Below are 18,059 nucleotides of genomic sequence, written 5' to 3' on the forward strand. Positions count from 1 at the left end.
CAGCCGATGAACCGCTTCAATACGAAAGGTTGAACCGCGAGGGATTCGCCTGCATCAGGCCGATGCCGCATGCAGCGTCGGCGAACGATTGCACCACGGGCCTTCGCAGTTTGCTGCGAGTCTCCGTTGGCGCTCGTTGGGTCGCGCTGCACTTTGATGGGGCGTCTTAATCGACCGTGTGGCGAGTATTTTGCGCAGGTGTGCGCTGCGCGAGGGGGATGTCCATTGTAAATCGCTATCGAATAGAATTAATTTAAGGGCTGAATTAATCGACGCTGCGCGTCACTTCCAGATGGAATCAGCCGAAAGTGGCGACTTGCACTCTCGAAACAATCGACTCAACACGCAATAACCCCAGGTTATTCATGCACTGTGGGGCATGTTATAGGGTGATCGTATGAGCAATAGGTCTATCATCGCTAAGTCGTATATCATGGATTCAGATTACTGCTGAGGCCGATCGTTATGACTACGAGCTCAAAAGCCGGTAGCGCGTACCGGGTCATCATTGCCGACGACCACCCGCTGTTTCGTACGGCGCTCAGTCAATCCGTGTCGCAGGCGTTGGGGGAACCCGAGCTGCTCACGGTAGGCAGCGTCGATGAACTGACGAGCCTGCTCGCTGATAGCAATAATGATGCCGACCTGCTGCTTCTGGATCTGAATATGCCGGGGGCTCGCGGTTATTCGGCGTTGGTGCATACCCGTAGCGTGGCGCCTTCGCTGCCGGTGATTGTCGTATCGGCCCACGAGGACGCGAGCATCGCCCAGGCCTCGCTCGAACATGGTGCGGCCGGATTCATTCCGAAGTCTGCCGCGCCGGAGACGATGGCCGAGGCGATATCGACGGTGTTGTCTGGCCAGCGCTGGATTCCCGAGCATGCCGAAAACGCCGAGCCCGACAAAGACGACTTCACCGAAAAACTCGCCACGCTCACGCCCCAGCAGCAGCGGGTGCTGATGATGCTCACCGATGGCTTGCTGAACAAGCAGATCGCGATCGATCTGGATATCTCGGAAGCTACAGTCAAAGCGCATATCACAGCTATTTTGCGCAAGCTTGACGTGCATACGCGGACCCAGGCGGTGATCGCCGCGCGCAGCTTGGAGATCGACTGGGGCAGCTACGCCCGGCGCCAGCTCAACGACGCCAATAGCTGATTCTGCCGCAGCACGTTGCCCCGGCTCGGTGCTCGCCATCGGGCCGGCACGCCGTTTAAAACTTGTGATGGCGCCCGCCGGCAGGCAGGCCGTAACACGCATGCACGAACGCGTTGGCAAAGTCTATGTTGTGGCCGACGGCTCGCCAGCGATCTAACCCACGAGCGCTAGCCTTGGCGTTGTCGACCCGCCGGTCTTGCCTTATAGCTGCCGGCATAACCCCCGGGGCTTGCCCGTTCACACCTTGGGACATGTGCGAGCCAGACTGCGGGGCAATCGTATTCGTTAGGTACAAGTTCGGGCAGAGGCGAAAGCACAGGCGGTCGCACCGGCTTTACGCTGACAGCGCGTTAGCCGACGGAATTGGCCGCCGGCTGGAGCACCCCTCAAAGGATGCTTTTGCGCATGACGCCCGATCCGCGAGCGCATGGTGACAGTCGATTAGTTGGCTTGGCGCCGGATTCATCCGATACCCGCAGTGCATCGCTGGAACTGTATGAAACGGTATGGCTCGCCCGTTCGATGACTCGATCGGGGCGCAGCGGTTGCTTAACGATCCACGTGCTCAGCCTCGATCCGTAACCTCAGACGTTGTTTTCCTCGCCGAGTTCTGTCGTACCAGTCGGCGATGCAAGGCACTGGATGGTCGTGCAGCAGCCGGCGGCTCGCGCTGTATGCCGGCACCGTCGCGGTATCGACGTACGCCACGACATACGCCAGGGCTGTTGCGATTGCGTTGTGCGAGTCCGCACCAAGCGCTTTGGGGAAATCGCGCCAGGCGGCAAGACACGGCATAGCCGTACAACGTCGCTGCACGAATCTAGGCTTGGGGGTCCGAGCTATCGCGCGTGTTCCGTCGCGGCAAGCCGCGCATGCCAATAAGCCATGGATGCGCGGTGGCCGTCGTACGTCGGGGGGCGGCCCATGACGACGCGGCCGTTGCCGGACCCGATAGGCAGCCGGTCGGGGCCGCGTCGCTAGGCAATCTCAACGGCCCGCGCGCAGCGAGACTGGGTACGGTCGTTCGTGCGCCACGCCGGCCAGAGCCTATCCGGCCGAGAGAGCAAACGGTGTGTGACCGTCATACGGCTTCGATTTCGCCGCCGCGCACTGGGCGGGTGACCACTTCGCGTAGCTTGTTTGGCCCGATCGGTTTGTAGACCAGGCCCACGCCTAGGTGCTCGGTGCGGGCGATAATGTCCTGATCGCGGTTGGCGGTAACCAGCACGAAACGCGTGGCATCGAAGTTCGGGGTTAGCGATTCGATCAGCTGCAGGCCATTGGCGCTGTCTTCGCCGAGGTCGTAGTCGAAAATCGCGAGATCGAACGGCTCATCGCCGAGTATCGCTTCGGCATCCTCGGGTGGGGCGGTCATGCAGTCGATATCCCAGCGCTCGAGCAGACCGACCAGGGCGTCGAGCGAGGCATTGTCGTCGTCCACGCATAGCGCCCGGTGGATCGGCTCGGCCGCCTGGGGTTCGGCTGCCGGTTCGCTGGCCGGCGGTGTTTCCGGGGCAATCCGCTCGACGTGGACCCGAAATACGGTGCCGAACCCGAGTTTGGAGTCCACCTTGATGTCGTGGCCCAGCATGCGGGCCATGCGGTCGGCCAGCGACAGCCCCAGACCGAGGCCGCGTTCGCCCGAGGCATGGCTGGAGGCGCCGCGTTGGAATTCTTCAAAAATCGAGCCGAGCTGGTCGTCGCTGATGCCGGGACCGGTGTCCCAGACCTCGATACGCACATGCTCGGCCCGTCGTCGTACGCCGATTAGAATGCGTCCGTCTTCGGTATAGCGGACCGCGTTGGATAGAAAATTCTGCAAGATTCGGCGCAGCAGATTCGGGTCGCTGTGGACCCAGGCGCTGCTGGGTACGGCATGCAAGGTCAGCCCGGAATTGCGCGCCAGCACTTCGAATTCGCGGATCAGTGGATCGAGAATACGCGACAACGGGAACGACTGGCGTTTGACGTCCCAGGCGCCGGCATCGATCTTGGAGATGTCGAGCAGCGGCTCGAGCAGGGCCTGGGCGGCTTCCAGCGACGTCTGGATCTGGCCCAGGGCGGTGCGCTGGGCACCGGCGTTCCCTTGTTCGGCCCCGGCTGCGAACAGCCGGGCCGCATTCAAAGGCTGCAGCAGATCGTGGCTGGCCGCGGCCAGAAAGCGGGTTTTGGATAGATTGGCGCGCTCGGCCTCGCGACGGGATTCCAGCGCAACGCGCTGGGCTTCGGCACGCTGTTTGTTCTCACGGCGCAGGCCGTCATTGGCCCGCGACAACTCTTCGGTGCGCGCGGCGACCCGGGCTTCGAGTTCTTCGTTCATCCGGGTCAGCGCGGCCTCGTTGCGCTTGAACTCGGTGATGTCGTTGAAGGTGGTCACGAACCCGCCGCCTGGCATTGGGTTGCCAGTCATCTGCAGCACCGTGCCGTTGCGCCGATGGCGCTCGAAGCGATGTGGTTTGCCTTCGCGCAGGTGTTCCAGGCGCTTGCGCACATGCTCTTCGACCGGGCCCGGCCCGCATTCGCCGCGCATCGCATTGAAACGGATCAGATCGGCGATATGCCGGCCGGTGCGCACCATGCCGGGCGGGTATTCGAACACTTCCAGGTAGCGGGTGTTCCAGGCCACCAGCCGCAGATCCTGGTCGACCACGGAAATGCCCTGATCGATATTCTCGAGCGCAGCCTGCAGTACATTGCGATTGAATTGGACTGCGTCTGCGGTGCGGTCAAGCAGACGCACCATATCTTCCAGCGCCAGATCGCGCTGGCGCAGGCCGGACGCCAGCATCAGCCGCGCTGAGGCACTGCCGACCACGCCGGCCAGGCGCTGTTCGGCGAACTGCAGCAGCGAGGCATCGACGATCTGGTTAGACAGCAGCTGGCGATCGTGGTTGCCGGCGTATTCGTTGAGGGCGGCCCGCGCGGCCTGGGGTCCAAGAAAACGCTGCAGCAGCACCTCGAGCTCGCCGACCCGGATCGCCGGCGGCCGTACGTCAGCAGTACTGCGCGGCTGGCGCCGCATACCCAGATCGACGAAAGCCACGGCCTGGGCTCGCTCGATCAGCGTGATCGAGGTATTCAACGAGACCGAGGCCATGACCGCGATTTCGCCGGCCAGGGTCCAGAACACACCGTGGGTGAGCGGGTCACCGAAGTGGGTGCTGAATAGGGCCTGAGGGGCCAGCCAGCTGATGCCAAACGGCCCAGTCGCCATCCAGCCGCCGGGCAGCCAGCCCTGGCCGACCAGAATCGGCACCACCAGGGTATAGAGCCAGATGATCAGGCCGGCGATCAGGCCACTCATCGCGCCGCGGCGGGTGATCCGACGAATGAAGATGCCGCCGATCATGGGCGGGACGAACAGCGCCACGCCGGACAACGACAACAAACCGATACCCGCCAGGGTTTGGCTGGTAGCGAACATCCGATAGACCGCCCAGGCCAGGATCAGAATCACCACGATCAGCACGCGTCGGGTATGCAGCAGCGCTCGTGACAGGTCATGTCGGCGGCCAAACTCGATGCCCGGCAGGCGCAGCGCCAGCGGCACGACGATCTCGTTGCAGATCATGGTCGCCAGGGTGACCGTGGCCATGATGACCATGCTGGTGGCTGCCGAGACGCCGCCGATATAGGCCACCAGCGTCAGCCAGGTCATATCCGCATGCAGCGGCAGGGCCAGCACAAAGCGGTCCGGGTCGACGCCATCGGCACCGAACACCACCATGCCGGCCGCAGCCAGGGGCACAACGAACAACGACATTGCGAACAGATACAGCGGGAACATCCAGCGCGCGGTATTCAGGTCGCGGGCATCGGTGTTTTCCACCACGCCGACATGGAACTGACGGGGCAGGCAGAGCGTGGCTGCGATAGCCAGTATCAGCGTGGTCACGAATCTGGGCGTGATCAGCGGCTGATCGAAAATCTGGTGGAAGGCCGGCAGACGCTCGGCCTGGTAGATGACGTCGTGCACCCCGCCGAACATGCTGTAGGTCACGAACACGCCGATCAACAGAAACGCCCCGAGCTTGACGATCGATTCGAAAGCGATCGCGCGGATGATCCCTTGATGGGATTCCCGGGGATTGACGTGACGCGTGCCGAAAGCGATCGAAAATACGGCCATGGCGATCGCGACCATGAGCCCAGTGTCGGTCCAGCCGGCCAGGCCGACCTCGGTGACCGGGCGGCTGTAGACGCCGTGCACGATGGTATTGAACGACATCGTCAGCGCATCGAGCTGCAGCGCGATATAGGGCAGGATCACCAGCAGCGAAATCACCGACACCAGCGCCGCCAGCCCCTGAGATTTGCCGTAGCGGGCGGCGATGAAATCGGCGATCGAGGTCGTGTTCTGCTGTTTGGCAATCAACAGCATCTTGCGGATCACCGGCGCCAGGATCAGCAGGGCGATCATCGGGCCGAGATAGATCGGCAGATAATTCCAGCCGTCGGTGGCAGCGTTGCCGACGCTGCCGTAGAACGACCAGGAGGTACAGAAGACCGCCAGCGACAGGGCATAGACGACCGGCCGGGGCCCGGGGCGGCGCATCGTCCGGCCGCGCCGATCGCCGACGTAGGCGATATAGAACAGAGCGCCGATATAGATCAGCGAAATTCCGATGAGAATCCAGGGACTGATGGCGAATCGCTCCCCGGCAGCCCGGCTGCCTTGTTACCGATAAAATCCGACTCGGGCGCGCGGATCGAGGCCGCCGTGGTCGGGAACCTGTTGAACTTGGGCGGCGTCGTCAATGCCAACCGGCATCGAACACGCCGTGCTGTTCAAGCGATCGATCGTAGCCTTGTCGGCGCATACGACAAGACGCGATCCTCACGTATTCTGCCGTAAAATCGCAGCGATTGTTCGCTGTCTTGCATGCCGGCGGCTGGCGGGGCAAAGACCCGCGTGGGCAGCCGCCGGGGTGCTACGGCGTCGCACCGAGCCGCGACAGGCCCTATACTGCGCGCGATCATTCGAATCACCAACTCGTCATGCTCGATCCCCGTCTGCTGCGCAACGATCCCGAATCGGTCGCGAGCGCGCTCGCGCGCCGTGGCTTCGAATTCGATGCTGCGGCCTACCGCGCCCTCGAAGAACAGCGTAAAGCACTGCAGACTCGGGCCGAGGAGCTGCAGGCCGAGCGCAATCAGCGGTCCAAGGCGATCGGCAAGGCCAAGGTTGCCGGCGAAGATATCGAGCCGCTCAAGGAAGCGGTGGCCGGGCTCGGCGCCAAACTCGACGAGGCCAAGACCGAACTGGAAGCGCTACAGACCCGCCTGACCGATATCCAGGCCGGATTGCCGAATCTACCAGACGACGGCATGCCGGATGGCGAGGACGAAACCGATAACGCCGTGATCCGACACTGGGGCGAGCCGCGGAGTTTTGCCTTCGAGGTCCGTGACCATGTCGTAGTCGGCGAGGGCCTGGCTGGCCTGGATGCCGCGGCCGGGGCCAAGATCACCGGGGCCCGATTTACGGTCATGCGCGGCGGAGTCGCGCGTCTGCACCGGGCGTTGATCGCCTATATGCTGGATATACACGTCGGTACCGGCTATACCGAACTCAACGTGCCCTATATCGTGAATTCGAAAGCACTGTATGGCACCGGCCAGCTGCCCAAGTTCGGCGAGGATCTGTTTCGGCTGACTGAGCCGGAGGACTACTATCTGATCCCGACCGCCGAGGTGCCGGTCACGAATCTGGTGGCCGACGAGATCGTGCCCGACGAGCAGCTGCCGCTGCGCTATGTCGCGCATACGCCTTGCTTCCGAGCCGAGGCCGGCGCCGCCGGGCGCGATGTACGGGGCATGATTCGCCAGCACCAGTTCGAAAAGGTCGAGCTGATCAATATCGCCCGGCCGGATGAATCGGATGCCTGCCACGAGGCCATGCTGGCCAGCGCCGAGCGCGTGTTGCAGGGGCTGGAGCTGGCGTATCGGGTGGTGGATCTATGCGGCGGAGATATCGGTTTCGCTGCGGCGCGCACTTACGATATCGAGGTCTGGCTGCCCAGCCAGCAGACCTATCGCGAGATTTCGTCGATCAGCAATACCCGCGATTTCCAGGCCCGGCGCATGGGCGCACGCTATCGCGACCCCGAAACCGGCAAGCCGCGGCTGCTGCATACCCTGAACGGCTCGGGCGTGGCAGCTGGCCGGGCGCTGGTCGCGATTCTGGAAAACCACCAGCAGGCCGACGGCAGCGTTGCGATCCCCAAGGCACTACAGCCCTATATGGGGGGTATCGAGGCGATCGCGGCGGCTGCCGACTGATTAACGCGTCGGCAGCTTGGACCAGAGTTCCGATCGCAGATCGTCGAAGCTCGGCCCCGGATAGGACTGGACCGCACGCTCGATGACGTCTTCGGTCAGGTGCGAGGCGAACATCTGGATGAAACGACGCATATAGCCGGCCAGGAACAGATTGTGGCGAAAGCCGATATGGGTGGTGCTGGACGGGAACAGGTGGCTGGCATCGAGGCTGACCAGATCGCTGTCGGCCTCGGGGTCGTAGGCCATGTTGGCGATCACGCCGATGCCCAGGCCGAGCCGGACGTAGGTTTTGATCACGTCGGCATCGACCGCGGTGAGTACGACATCCGGGGTCAGTTCGTGCTCGGCAAAGGCCATATCGAGCTGCGAGCGCCCGGTGAAGCCGAAGGTATAGGTCACCAGCGGATGTTCGGCCAGCGCTTCCAGGGTCAATGATTCGACTTCGGCGAGCGGATGATCGGCCGGCACCAGGACGCAACGGTTCCAGTGATAGCAGGGGAGCATGATCAGTTCGTCGAAATGTTCGAGTGCTTCGGTCGCGATCGCGAAATCGGCATCGCCGGCCGCCGCCCAGCCAGCGATCTGGGGCGGGGCGCCTTGATTGATATGCAGCGAAACCTTCGGATAGGCGCTACGAAAACCGGCAATGGTCGGCGGCAGCGCATAGCGGGCCTGGGTATGGGTCGTGGCCACCCGCAGCGAGCCCCGGTCGGCATCGGCGAACTCGCTGGCCGTGCGGTTGATATTGGCCACCTCCGAGAGGATACGCCGGGTGGTGGTCAGAATGCGTTCGCCGGCCGGTGTGATGCGATCGAGATGCTTGCCGTTGCGCTCGAAGATGAGTACGCCGAGTTCGTCTTCGAGCAGCCGGATCTGCTTGCTCACGCCCGGCTGCGAGGTATGCAGCATACGAGCCGCAGCCGTAATGTTGAGATTCTGCCGCGCGACTTCGTGGATATATTCGAGCTGGCGAAGCTTCATGAACGTTTCTTTATGCGAAATCGGTATGAATGCATCATCATATATTACTTTGAGTGTTTAAGAGCGGCTGATAGCCTTGCGCCCTCGCTCGCCTCCGGCGACGAACGCTCAGAGCCGGCGCGATGCCGGATAAGGATGGTTTGGCATGCTCTCTTTTGTCGTGGCCGGCTTCGGCGTCGGTGCTGCGGTCGGTCTGACTGGAGTTGGTGGCGGGTCGTTGATGACCCCGTTGCTGATTCTGCTGTTCGGCTTTGCGCCGTCGGCTGCGGTTGGTACCGATCTGTTGTACGCCGCGGGCACCAAGGGTTTTGGCACTTGGCTGCATGGCCGCCAGCAGACCGTCGACTGGCCTGTGGTCGGCCTGATGGCAGCAGGCAGCCTGCCGGCCGCGATCCTGACCATCGCCTGGCTGCATATGGTGGGGTTGGAGCCCTGGGTGCAGGAGCTGATGGTGGTGACGTTAGCGATCACCATGATCTTGACCGCGGTGCTAACCTTCGTTCGCGACCGGCTGGTGAACTGGCTCAAACACCGCATGCTGTTCGTTGCCGGACGCAGCCAGGCCGAGCTGCTGGCCTGGCGGCCGACGATCACGGTGATCGGCGGCGTCGCGCTCGGCATTCTCGTGAGCCTGTCGTCGGTCGGGGCAGGCGTGCTGGGCACTACCATGCTGCTGGTGCTGTATCCGAATACGCGGGCGGTGCGCATCGTGGGTACCGATATCACCCATGCCGTGCCGCTGACCTTGATCGCCGGGCTGGGCCATCTCACCCTCGGTACCAGCGATCTGGGGGTGCTAGGACTGCTGCTGCTGGGTTCGCTGCCGGGAATTTATATCGGCACGCGCGTCGGCTGGCGCCTGCCCGATCATTGGCTGCGGCCGCTGATTGCGACCGTGCTGATCCTGGTTGCACTCAGTATGCTGTTCAAAACCCTGTTCTGACCGAAAAAGATCTCCGCCGTGGCCGACGATCGGCCTCGGCGGGCGCTTGAATACGCCATGACGGTGAACGACGACTCTTTTCAGCGGCCTGCGACCTATCCGATTGCCCTGCGTTTGGCCGGCCGGTGTGTACTGGTAGCCGGCGGCGGGCGAGTCGCAGCCCGGCGCATCGCTCGCCTGCGTCACGCAGGCGCACAGGTACGTGTGATTGCCCCCGAAATCGATGATCGTCTACGCGAAGACCTCGTGCAGGGCGGCATCGAATGGCTGTGCCGCCGGGTCGAGCCGGCCGATGTGGCCGGTGTTGCGCTATGTTTTGCGGCGACCGACGACCCACAGGTCAACGCCGAGCTGGCGGCAGCGGCCCGGGCCCAGGGTGTGCCCGTACAGCGGGCCGACGATGCCGAGGACTCGGATTTTCTGGTGCCGGCGCTGGTCGACCGTGGCCCGTTGCAGATCACAGTATCCAGTGATGCTGCTGCCCCGAGCCTGACGCGGCGTCTGCGCGGGCATCTGGAAACTCTAGTCCCGCGGGCCTATGGCGATCTGGCGGCCTTGGCCGGAGAGTTTCGCGGGCAGGTCCGCCAGCGGCTGCCACGCAGTGCCCGGCCGGCCTTTTGGAGCCGCGTATTCGACGGCCCGGTCGCCGAGCATGTGTTCGCCGGGCATCTGGCCCAGGCACGCTCTGAACTGCAGGCGGCGCTCGAACAGGAAAACCCCGAGACGGGCCTGGGTACCGGCGAGGTCTATCTGGTCGGCAGCGGCCCAGGGGATCCAGATCTACTGACGTTTCGTGCGCTGCGGCTCATGCAGCGGGCCGATGTGGTGCTGCACGACAGCCTGATCTCGCCGGCGATTCTCGATCTGGTCTCGCCCGAGGCCGAGCGTATTCATGTCGGCAAGCGCGCCGCGCGCCATACCTTGCCCCAGGGCGATATCAACAGCCTGATGGTCGAACTCGCCCAGGCCGGCAAGCGGGTGCTGCGGCTCAAGGGCGGCGATCCGTTCGTGTTCGGCCGCGGCGGCGAAGAGATTGCCGAACTGGCCGAGGCCGGTCTGCCGTTTCAGATTGTGCCGGGCATTACTGCAGCCAACGGCTGTGCCGCCTATGCCGGCATCCCGCTGACCCACCGCGACCATGCCCAATCGGTGATTTTCGTGACCGGCCATCTCAAGGCCGGCGAGCTGAAACTGTCCTGGCCAGAGCTGGCCAAGCCGGGCCAGACCCTGGTGTTCTTTATGGGCCGCAAGAATCTGGCGATCATCTGCCAGCGCCTAATCGAGCATGGTCTGCCCGCCGACTGGCCGGCAGCGATGGTGATCGACGGTACCACCGCGCGTCAGCGCCTGATCGCGGCCACCCTGGCCGATCTGCCGGAACGCGTGGCCGCCGATACGTCGACCGGCGCGGCCTTGTTGATCGTCGGCGAAGTGGTCCGGCTGCATGCCAAGCTCGGTTGGTTCCAGCCCAGCGGCGAAGATTGATCGGTGCCGGCTAGGCGGCGATCGACGCCGTCTCCCATAGGCGAGTGATGGGCTGCCGACAGGGGGCATCCGCCCCCATCGTGTAGAACCGCTCCAGTCGAATTTCAGCGGCCGGCGCGCTGGCTACGGCCAGCGCACAGTGCTCGGTACCGAGTGGCAGCTCCAGAGCGCCGTACAGCCAAGGCTCAGTGGTCAATGCCTGCCGACAGACCAGACGCGGGCGCAGGCTGAAAATCGCTCGGTCCAAACCGGCCGCAAGGCCGAGACCGAGGGCTTTTAGATGGGCTTCTTTGAGCGTCCATAGCCGATAAAAATCGGCCAGGCGCTCGGCGTCGGGCGCGGCGGCCAGATCGCGGGCCTCGTCGGCATGAAAATACTGCTCGGCCAAGCGCTCTGGGGCAAAGCGGCGAGGGCGGACGGATTCGATATCGCAGCCCGCCCGGGTCGAGGTGGCCAGCAAGCTAAGGCAGGCCGACCCGCTATGGGCCAGGCCCAGGCTTAGCGAGGTATCGCGGCTGTAGGGCGGTCGACCGGCAGGGTAGACAATATCCAGCTCCGTCGGCGACGCACCGAGCTCGGTAGCCAGCTGATGGCGCAGCAGCCAGCGGCTGGCCAGGTACTGGCGTTGTCGTGGTGCACTGGTCAGCTGTTGGTAACGCGCGCGCTCAGCCGCAGACAGCCCGGCCTGCAGCTGCTCGGCGGCGGTCTCCTCATTCCAGACCAAGATCGCCAGCTTCAGCACAGCCCGCCGTTGACCGAAATAACCTGTCGGGTGACATAGCTGGCATCGGCCGAGCACAGAAACGACACCGCCGCCGCGACTTCCTCGGGCTGGCCCATGCGCTGCTGGGGGACCAGCGACTTGGCTTGGTCGGCCGGTAGATCGTCGGTCATATCGGTCGCGATCAGACCAGGCGCGACGCAGTTGACGGTGATTCGGCGTTTGGCCAGTTCCAGCGCCAGCGCCTTGGTCGCGCCGATGATGCCGGCCTTGGCCGCGCTGTAGTTGACCTGGCCGCGATTGCCCATCAGCCCCGCGACCGACGAGAGCGACACGATCCGCCCGGGCGCACGCCGCTGGATCATCGGCATCACACAGGGTTTGGCGACGTTATAGAAGCCGTCCAGATTGGTATCGAGCACGGCATCCCAGGCCTCGTCGCTCAGAGCGGGAAAGGCAGCGTCGCGTACGATGCCGGCGTTGAGTACCAGCCCGTAATAAGCCCCGTGGGCCGCGATATCGGCTTCGATCGCGGCCCGGGTCGCCGAACGGTCGGTGCTGTCGAAACACAGCAGCCGAGCGGCCTGGCCGGCCTCGCGAATGTGGGTGGCGACTTCTTCGGCAGCCTCGCGGCGCTGTCGATAATGGACGACGATATCGAAGCCGTCGTGGGCCAGCCGCAGGGCGATGGCGCGGCCGATGCCACGGCTGGCGCCGGTAACAAGAATGGTATCGGTCATAGGGCGTAGGTCAGCGGATGTGGTGGCGTCTCAAGACGTGTCGGTTGGATGGGCATAAGACCGATCCATAGCCGGTCAAGTCTGCGGCGCCGCGTCTTGGCCGAGCGCCTTGCAAAGCGTGTTCGACGTACAGGGGGCCCATGCCGATCCACTATAGGCGCCTGCGGCGCTGCGAGTTGGATCGTGGCATGCGCGACGCAACGCTCGTACGACATATCAATGGGCGCTAGGGCGTGTTGAAGTCGCATGCCTGCCCGCGCCAAGCACGCCCTGAACATCGACTCGGGGCGGCAAGGCAAGGCGTCGCAGTGGCGTAGCCGCGCTACGCGAAGGCGCTACGACGCTGGCTTGCCGTCGTGTCGTTAATTTATGGGCGCTTGTCCGGCTGGCTTCCAGCGCAGCGCTCGCATTACACATCGGCAGGCCCTAGCCAGAGGCGCTGTTGAACGCCAGCGGCTCGACATCGAGCCGATAGCCGGCCCGCGCATTATAGACGCGCAGGCGGCTGTTCCAGAGATCCCCGGGGCCGCGATAGGCGATCCATAGCAGCGTATCGCCACGCCATAGCGCCCGAGTGCTGCCGAGGGTTTCCAGCGATAGATCGGTATCGTCCAGCGCCGAGCGCAGCGCAGGTAGCGGCCAGTAAGACAATTCCAGGTCGGCCAGGATGCGCTCGGCGGGCAGATCGGAGCTCTCGTCCAAACCGCTGCGCCGTTCGATGCTTTGGCCGTTCCAGCCGAGTGTGAACAGCCGTTGGCCGATCGCCGACAGGCCAATCAGCCGCAGATCATCGGGTTGCACCTTGAGCGCGACCTGTACGCTGCGGGTTCGGCCGTGATAGCGCACCGTGACCTGCTGGCGAGCTTCAACCGACTGGCCGAGGGCCGCCGGCCCCAGCGGCTGGATGAGCGGTGTGGGCGCACAGCCGGCCAGCAGGGTAATAAGCAGCGCCAGTGCTACCCGGGCGCACCAGCGGCTACCCGTAGTCATGGTGCGCAGACACGACATAGCGTATCCAGCCGGCGTTCGGGCACGGCCACATAAGGGTTGTCGCGGTCCCAAACATAGCCTGCCAGGATCGATCCGATCATCCGGCGGATGTCCGGATCGGGCATGTCGTTGAAAAACACATGCTTGAGCGTGCCCCGATACCAGGCGGCGATGAAGCTGTTGAATACGCGCTGGCCGGCCCGGATCGGGGCTTCGAAGTCGGCCTGCCAATCGGGCGTTTCGCCGCGCAGCTGAGCATCGATCGGGGCTGCGGCCTGCAGTGCCGATTCCAGGGCGATTGTCACGCCCGAGGAAAAGATCGGATCAACGAAGCCGGCCGCATTGCCGAGCAGCGCATAGTCCGGGCCATGCAGGGTGGTGATGTCGTAGGCGTAGTTCTCGGTCTGGCCGACTTGGCTGTCGAACTCGGCGCCCTGCAGAAGCCGGGCCAGCCTCGGTTCCTGTTCGATCGCGGCACGCAGCCTGTCGACCGGCGCGCCGGGCAGACCATGAAGCCATTCGGGCGGGCCGATCACGCCGACCGATGCGCGGCCGTCGGCCAGGCCGATCAACCAATACCAGACCTCGGGCTGTTCGGGATGGATGCCGATCACGATCCGGTCGCGATGATAGTCCGGCGCATCGATATGATCGGCGACGTGGGTGAATAGCGCTGCCCGCGCAGGGGCAGCGCCTTTGCGGTCGAGGTCGAGCAAACGCGGCAGCACCCGCCCGAAGCCGCTGGCATCGCAGACAAAACGTGCATTGAGCGTATATTCGTCGCCGGCGTCGCTGTGCACGGTCAGCCGGGGTTGGCCGGGGTTGGAAAAATCCACCGACCGTACGGTCTGGCCGAAGCGTAGTGTGGCGCCGCGGCGCTCGGCCTCGCGGGCCAGGCGATCATCGAAATCGGCACGCAACACCTGCCAGGTCCAGGCCCAGCCGGCGGTGTATTGCTCGTCGAAGGTGAAACTCGTGGCGCGGTCGTTTTCGGTGAAGGTCACGCCGCGTTTGACCTGATAGCCGGCCTCGTCGACGGCATGCAGCATATCGGCTGCGGCCAGTGCGTCCATGCAGCGCGGCAGCAGGCTTTCGCCGACCGCAAAGCGTGGAAAGTGGCTGCGCTCGAGTACGCTGACCCGCCAGCCACGATCGGCCAGCACGGCAGCTGCGGTGGCCCCAGCTGGGCCGGCGCCGATGATGGCGATATCGGTCTGTTCGGTATTCATGGATGACGCTCTGGCGGTGCGCGGCCGAGTAGAGACGCTAGCAGGAACGTCAGCGTCAGGCCCAGTGCCAGGGTGATGCCGAATTCGTGCAGCGCCGGGGTATGGCTCAGGCCGAGCAGGCCGAAAGCCAGTAGCGTAGTCGCCACCGATAGGCCCACGGCAAGCATGGCTGGTGCATGCTCGGCCGGCGCAGTACGCAAAAAGATGCCGTAGTCCGCGCCCAGGCCGAGCAGCAGGATCAGCGCCACCAGATTGAACAGGGCGAAGGTGGCCCCGGTGGCTGCGAAGATCGCCAGTACGGCGGCGCTGGCCAGCGCCGGTGGCAGCAGCAGCGCCAGCGCGCCGCGGGCGCCGAAAGCACGCCATAAGACCAGCCAGGCCAGTACATAGGTCAGGCCCAGCAGCCAGGTCGCGAGTTGGCGGTAGTGGGCCAGCAAGCCGGAGATACGAGCGACGCTGTCGATGTATTGTGCGTTCGGATAATCGCCGACGATCTGTTTCAGGCGCCTCGGATCGGCCACGCTATCGAGCCGGATGAGCGTAGCTTTGACGCCATCGACCCGGCCGAGCCAGAGATCACGCAGCCCGAGGCTGGCCGGGCTGGCCAGCCAGTCGGCGAGCGCCAGGGCATGGCCCTTGGCATCGACGAACGCCTGGCGCGCGGCCTTGATACGTCGTTCATCGAAGCCAGCCTGGCGGAGCAGCTCAACGGCTGGACCGTTCGCGGCGTACAGCGTCTGTGCCAGACGAGCGTAGTTTTGTTTCTGGGCGGCGACCGGCGGATAAGCCTCGGTGATCGCGCGCACCGAGGCGGCCGGCGCCGAGCCCTGGGTGAGCCGATCGACCAGCGCGGACTCGGTGCCCAGCACCTCGGCCGGATTGGCCCCGTGGACGACGATCGCCCGGGTCGACAGGCTGCTACCGAGCAGGTCGGCGACGGTGCGATCGGTCTTGAGCAGCTGCGGCGGCGGGTTGTAAAGCACGCGCACGCTGTCGCGCGGGGCGAGTTGCCAGAGCGCGAACGCGCCCAGCCCTACGGCCAGTGCCGAAAGTGTGGCGATTAAAGCTCGTTCGCGGCCGATCGCCAACCGGGCCGGGCCGTGACTGCGCCACAGCCCGGCCAGCTTCAGCGCCCGCCCGGGCCGCGGCGCCGTGCCGCTGGCGCCGGGCAGCAACAACATCATGCCCAGCCAGCCGCCAATCAGGCCGGTGGCCGTGAATACCGCGATCTGGCGCAGCGCCGGAAAAGGCGCGACCACCATGCCGCCATAGCCGATCACGCTCGTGATCAGGCCCAAGGTCACCGGCCGGCGGACCTGGGCCAGGGCTGTGGCTGGATCCGGCGTAGCCAGGCGCTGGGCACAGAAATGCAGGCAGTAATCGATCGCGACGCCACAAAGGCTGGCGCCGAACACCAGCGTGAGCATATGGATCTGGCCGAACACCAGTTCGGTGACCAGCATGGCCAGCACGATGCCGCCGCCGACCGCCGCCAGGCTCAGTACGAACGGGCGAATGCCGCCGAACGCCCAGAGCATGAGCACGACGATACCGATCAGCGAGCCGGTGCCGACCACCGACATCTCGAAACGGGCGCGTTGGGCTGCGGCTGCGGCATGGCGGACCACGCCGGACATCATCAGTTCGGCCTCGGGGGCAGCGGCATAGGCGGCCTGACGGGCCTGGGCCAGGGCTTGGCTGGCCTGGCGCTGACTGGCCAGTGAGAACGGGTTGTCACGTGTTTCGGCGAACAGCACATCGAAGTGGCGGCCGTTATGGCCGGCCACGTGAAAATAGCCGTCGCCCGCGATACGCAGATTAGGCGCTGGATTAGGCAGGGCCGCGCGTTGATAGGCGCTGGCCAGGCCGAACGGGTCGTCGACGAAGCGCCCGCCACCCACGCCCAGGCCGTAGAGCTGGCTGCGGGCGCGATTGACGAAATGTTCGCGGGCCTCGTTCGCGGTTGGGCTGTCGGCCGCGGCGCCCGCCAGCCGAGCCAGGGCGGCAGCATCGGTCGGGGCCAGCAGATGAAAACGGTGCTGGAAATACAGCTCGTCCAGCTGCTCGCGCTGGCTTTGGCTCAGCGCCTGGTCGGCCCGAGCGACGATCTGTTCGAAGGCCGGGCTGGACGACAATACACGCGCCATGGCGTCGACCGCCTGGCGGCGATGGGCCGGGCTATCGCCCGACACCAGGATCGTGACCCGCTTCTGGCCAAAACCAGACATTCGATCCATAGCGGCATTGACCAGGGCATCGTGCTGCGGGGCCGGCAACAGGGCCATCATGTCGGTGCGCACGGTCAGCCGGCCGGTCGCGGCCAGAGTTGCCAGAACAGCGACCAGCGCCAGGACGCTGGCCAGCCAGATCAGCGCGCGCGCTCTCAACGCGAAAACGCGCGCCGCTCGTCGGGCGTCAGTTCGGCCGAGCCCCCCAGGCTTGGCGCCAGGTCGATCACGCTATAGTCGCCGCCGGCCTGGTCGATACGGATACGGCGAATGCCGTGCTCGTCATCGGTCAATTTCAGGCCGGCGATGAAGTTTTTGACCGCTTCGGTTTTCGGCGTCAGCACCAGCGTATGGCCGGCGTCGTCCGCCTGTCTCGACGGCTGGATATCGAAATAGCGCGAGAGCTGTTCGGTATTGCCGCGAAATACCGCTAACAACACCGAGGCCACGGCACTGAGTGCGGGTTGCTGATCGGCGCTGATATGGGCGGTCTGCTGGCCCTGGCTGTGCTCGGTCAGCGCGTCGGGGGTGATCAGCAGCGTGCTGCGGACCGGCTGTTCGACCTGCCAGAGCAGACCACGGTTCTGGGCCACCGTATAGTGGCCACGCGAGACCAGGGCCTGATCGAGATCGGCCAGGTGCTTGTGCTGGACGAAGCGCCCACGCAGTACCTGGCTGTCGGCCTGGCTGCCGAGCGAGGGCAGGCTAGCCGCCGGTTCTGCGACGGCGATCGGAATCGACGCCGAGACCGACCACAGAATCAGCACTGCAGCGCATCGTCGACCCAGACATGATTGAAGCTTAATCATTGGTTTTCCGAGCCTTCAGCAAAACGCGCCAAGGCTTGTTGCACGGCCAGGGGCGTATCGGCATAGCGCGCGCCAGACTCGAGTTCGACCGGCACTTGCAGCGTGCTGCCGCGGGCCAGGCTGGTACCGGCCTCGGCATCGCGTACGCGATAGGCGATGCGCAGCTGTGCATCCCAGCGTTTGAGCGTGGCGGTCACGGCGACCCATTGCTTGAAGCGTAGCGAGCGCATGTAGCGAATACGTAGATCGACGATCGGCCAGGAGAATCCGGAGGCGGCCATGGCGTCGTAGTCATGACCGAGTTCATCGAGAAGCTGGCAGCGCGCCAGTTCGAAATATTTGGCGTAGTGGCCGTGCCAGGCGATCTGCATCGAATCGACATCGAAAAACGGCACTTGGAATTCGATTTGGGTGCGGTGTTCGATCACGATTCAGGCCGAATGAACGAGTATGGCCGCCAGCCCCGAAGGCCGGCGCGCATTTAGGCCAC

General features: G+C 64.5%; 13 protein-coding genes. 4 read left to right on the forward strand and 9 right to left on the reverse strand.

What is annotated here, in order from left to right:
- Positions 1–465: 465 nt before the first annotated feature.
- Positions 466–1,161, forward strand: a complete 696-nt coding sequence (locus V5738_RS08000; protein WP_423823890.1) for a response regulator — start codon at positions 466–468, stop codon at positions 1,159–1,161.
- Between the two features lie 1,081 nt (positions 1,162–2,242).
- Here the strand turns inward: V5738_RS08000 and V5738_RS08005 are convergent.
- Positions 2,243–5,716: a PAS domain-containing hybrid sensor histidine kinase/response regulator gene (locus V5738_RS08005; RefSeq protein ID WP_423823891.1), complete on the reverse strand. Its 3,474-nt coding sequence runs from the start codon at positions 5,714–5,716 to the stop codon at positions 2,243–2,245.
- A gap of 443 nt (positions 5,717–6,159) precedes the next feature.
- On the opposite strand from V5738_RS08005, the gene serS reads away from it, so the two are divergent.
- Entirely contained in the window at positions 6,160–7,443 is a 1,284-nt protein-coding gene (gene serS, locus V5738_RS08010; protein ID WP_423823892.1) for a serine--tRNA ligase, read from the forward strand.
- On the opposite strand, the gene cysB is transcribed toward serS, so the two are convergent.
- Positions 7,444–8,424, reverse strand: a complete 981-nt coding sequence (cysB, locus tag V5738_RS08015; protein ID WP_423823893.1) for an HTH-type transcriptional regulator CysB — start codon at positions 8,422–8,424, stop codon at positions 7,444–7,446.
- Positions 8,425–8,569: 145 nt separating this feature from the next.
- Here cysB and V5738_RS08020 point away from each other — a divergent pair, with 145 nt between their 5' ends.
- Positions 8,570–9,367, forward strand: a complete 798-nt coding sequence (locus tag V5738_RS08020; RefSeq protein ID WP_423823894.1) for a sulfite exporter TauE/SafE family protein — start codon at positions 8,570–8,572, stop codon at positions 9,365–9,367.
- Between the two features lie 57 nt (positions 9,368–9,424).
- The gene (cysG, locus tag V5738_RS08025) at positions 9,425–10,852 is read left to right on the forward strand and encodes a siroheme synthase CysG (RefSeq protein ID WP_423824153.1); all 1,428 of its coding nucleotides are present in this window, start codon (positions 9,425–9,427) and stop codon (positions 10,850–10,852) included.
- A gap of 10 nt (positions 10,853–10,862) precedes the next feature.
- Here cysG and V5738_RS08030 read toward each other — a convergent pair whose 3' ends face one another.
- The 7 genes from V5738_RS08030 to V5738_RS08060 all read right to left on the reverse strand — a co-directional run bounded on the left by V5738_RS08030 (position 10,863) and on the right by V5738_RS08060 (position 17,997).
- Positions 10,863–11,576, reverse strand: coding sequence for a 4'-phosphopantetheinyl transferase family protein (locus V5738_RS08030; protein WP_423823895.1), 714 nt, complete (start codon positions 11,574–11,576; stop codon positions 10,863–10,865).
- Between the two features lie 11 nt (positions 11,577–11,587).
- Positions 11,588–12,313, reverse strand: a complete 726-nt coding sequence (gene fabG, locus V5738_RS08035) for a 3-oxoacyl-ACP reductase FabG (RefSeq protein ID WP_423823896.1) — start codon at positions 12,311–12,313, stop codon at positions 11,588–11,590.
- A gap of 426 nt (positions 12,314–12,739) precedes the next feature.
- Positions 12,740–13,303 carry a DUF3261 domain-containing protein gene (locus V5738_RS08040; protein WP_423823897.1) on the reverse strand — a complete coding sequence of 188 codons (564 nt, stop codon included), beginning with the start codon at positions 13,301–13,303 and terminating at the stop codon, positions 12,740–12,742.
- Positions 13,300–14,532 carry an NAD(P)/FAD-dependent oxidoreductase gene (locus V5738_RS08045; protein ID WP_423823898.1) on the reverse strand — a complete coding sequence of 411 codons (1,233 nt, stop codon included), beginning with the start codon at positions 14,530–14,532 and terminating at the stop codon, positions 13,300–13,302. The genes V5738_RS08040 and V5738_RS08045 overlap by 4 nt, the downstream gene beginning before the upstream one ends.
- Positions 14,529–16,919, reverse strand: coding sequence for an MMPL family transporter (locus tag V5738_RS08050; RefSeq protein ID WP_423823899.1), 2,391 nt, complete (start codon positions 16,917–16,919; stop codon positions 14,529–14,531). Before V5738_RS08050 ends, V5738_RS08045 begins: the two co-directional genes overlap by 4 nt.
- Positions 16,916–17,527, reverse strand: coding sequence for an outer membrane lipoprotein carrier protein LolA (locus tag V5738_RS08055; RefSeq protein ID WP_423823900.1), 612 nt, complete (start codon positions 17,525–17,527; stop codon positions 16,916–16,918). Before V5738_RS08055 ends, V5738_RS08050 begins: the two co-directional genes overlap by 4 nt.
- 38 nt (positions 17,528–17,565) lie before the next feature.
- Complete coding sequence (locus V5738_RS08060; RefSeq protein WP_423823901.1) at positions 17,566–17,997, reverse strand: acyl-CoA thioesterase; 432 nt, start codon at positions 17,995–17,997, stop codon at positions 17,566–17,568.
- Positions 17,998–18,059: the final 62 nt, after the last annotated feature.

Source organism: Salinisphaera sp. SPP-AMP-43 (assembly GCF_049568105.1).
Classification (GTDB): Bacteria; Pseudomonadota; Gammaproteobacteria; order Nevskiales; family Salinisphaeraceae; genus Salinisphaera.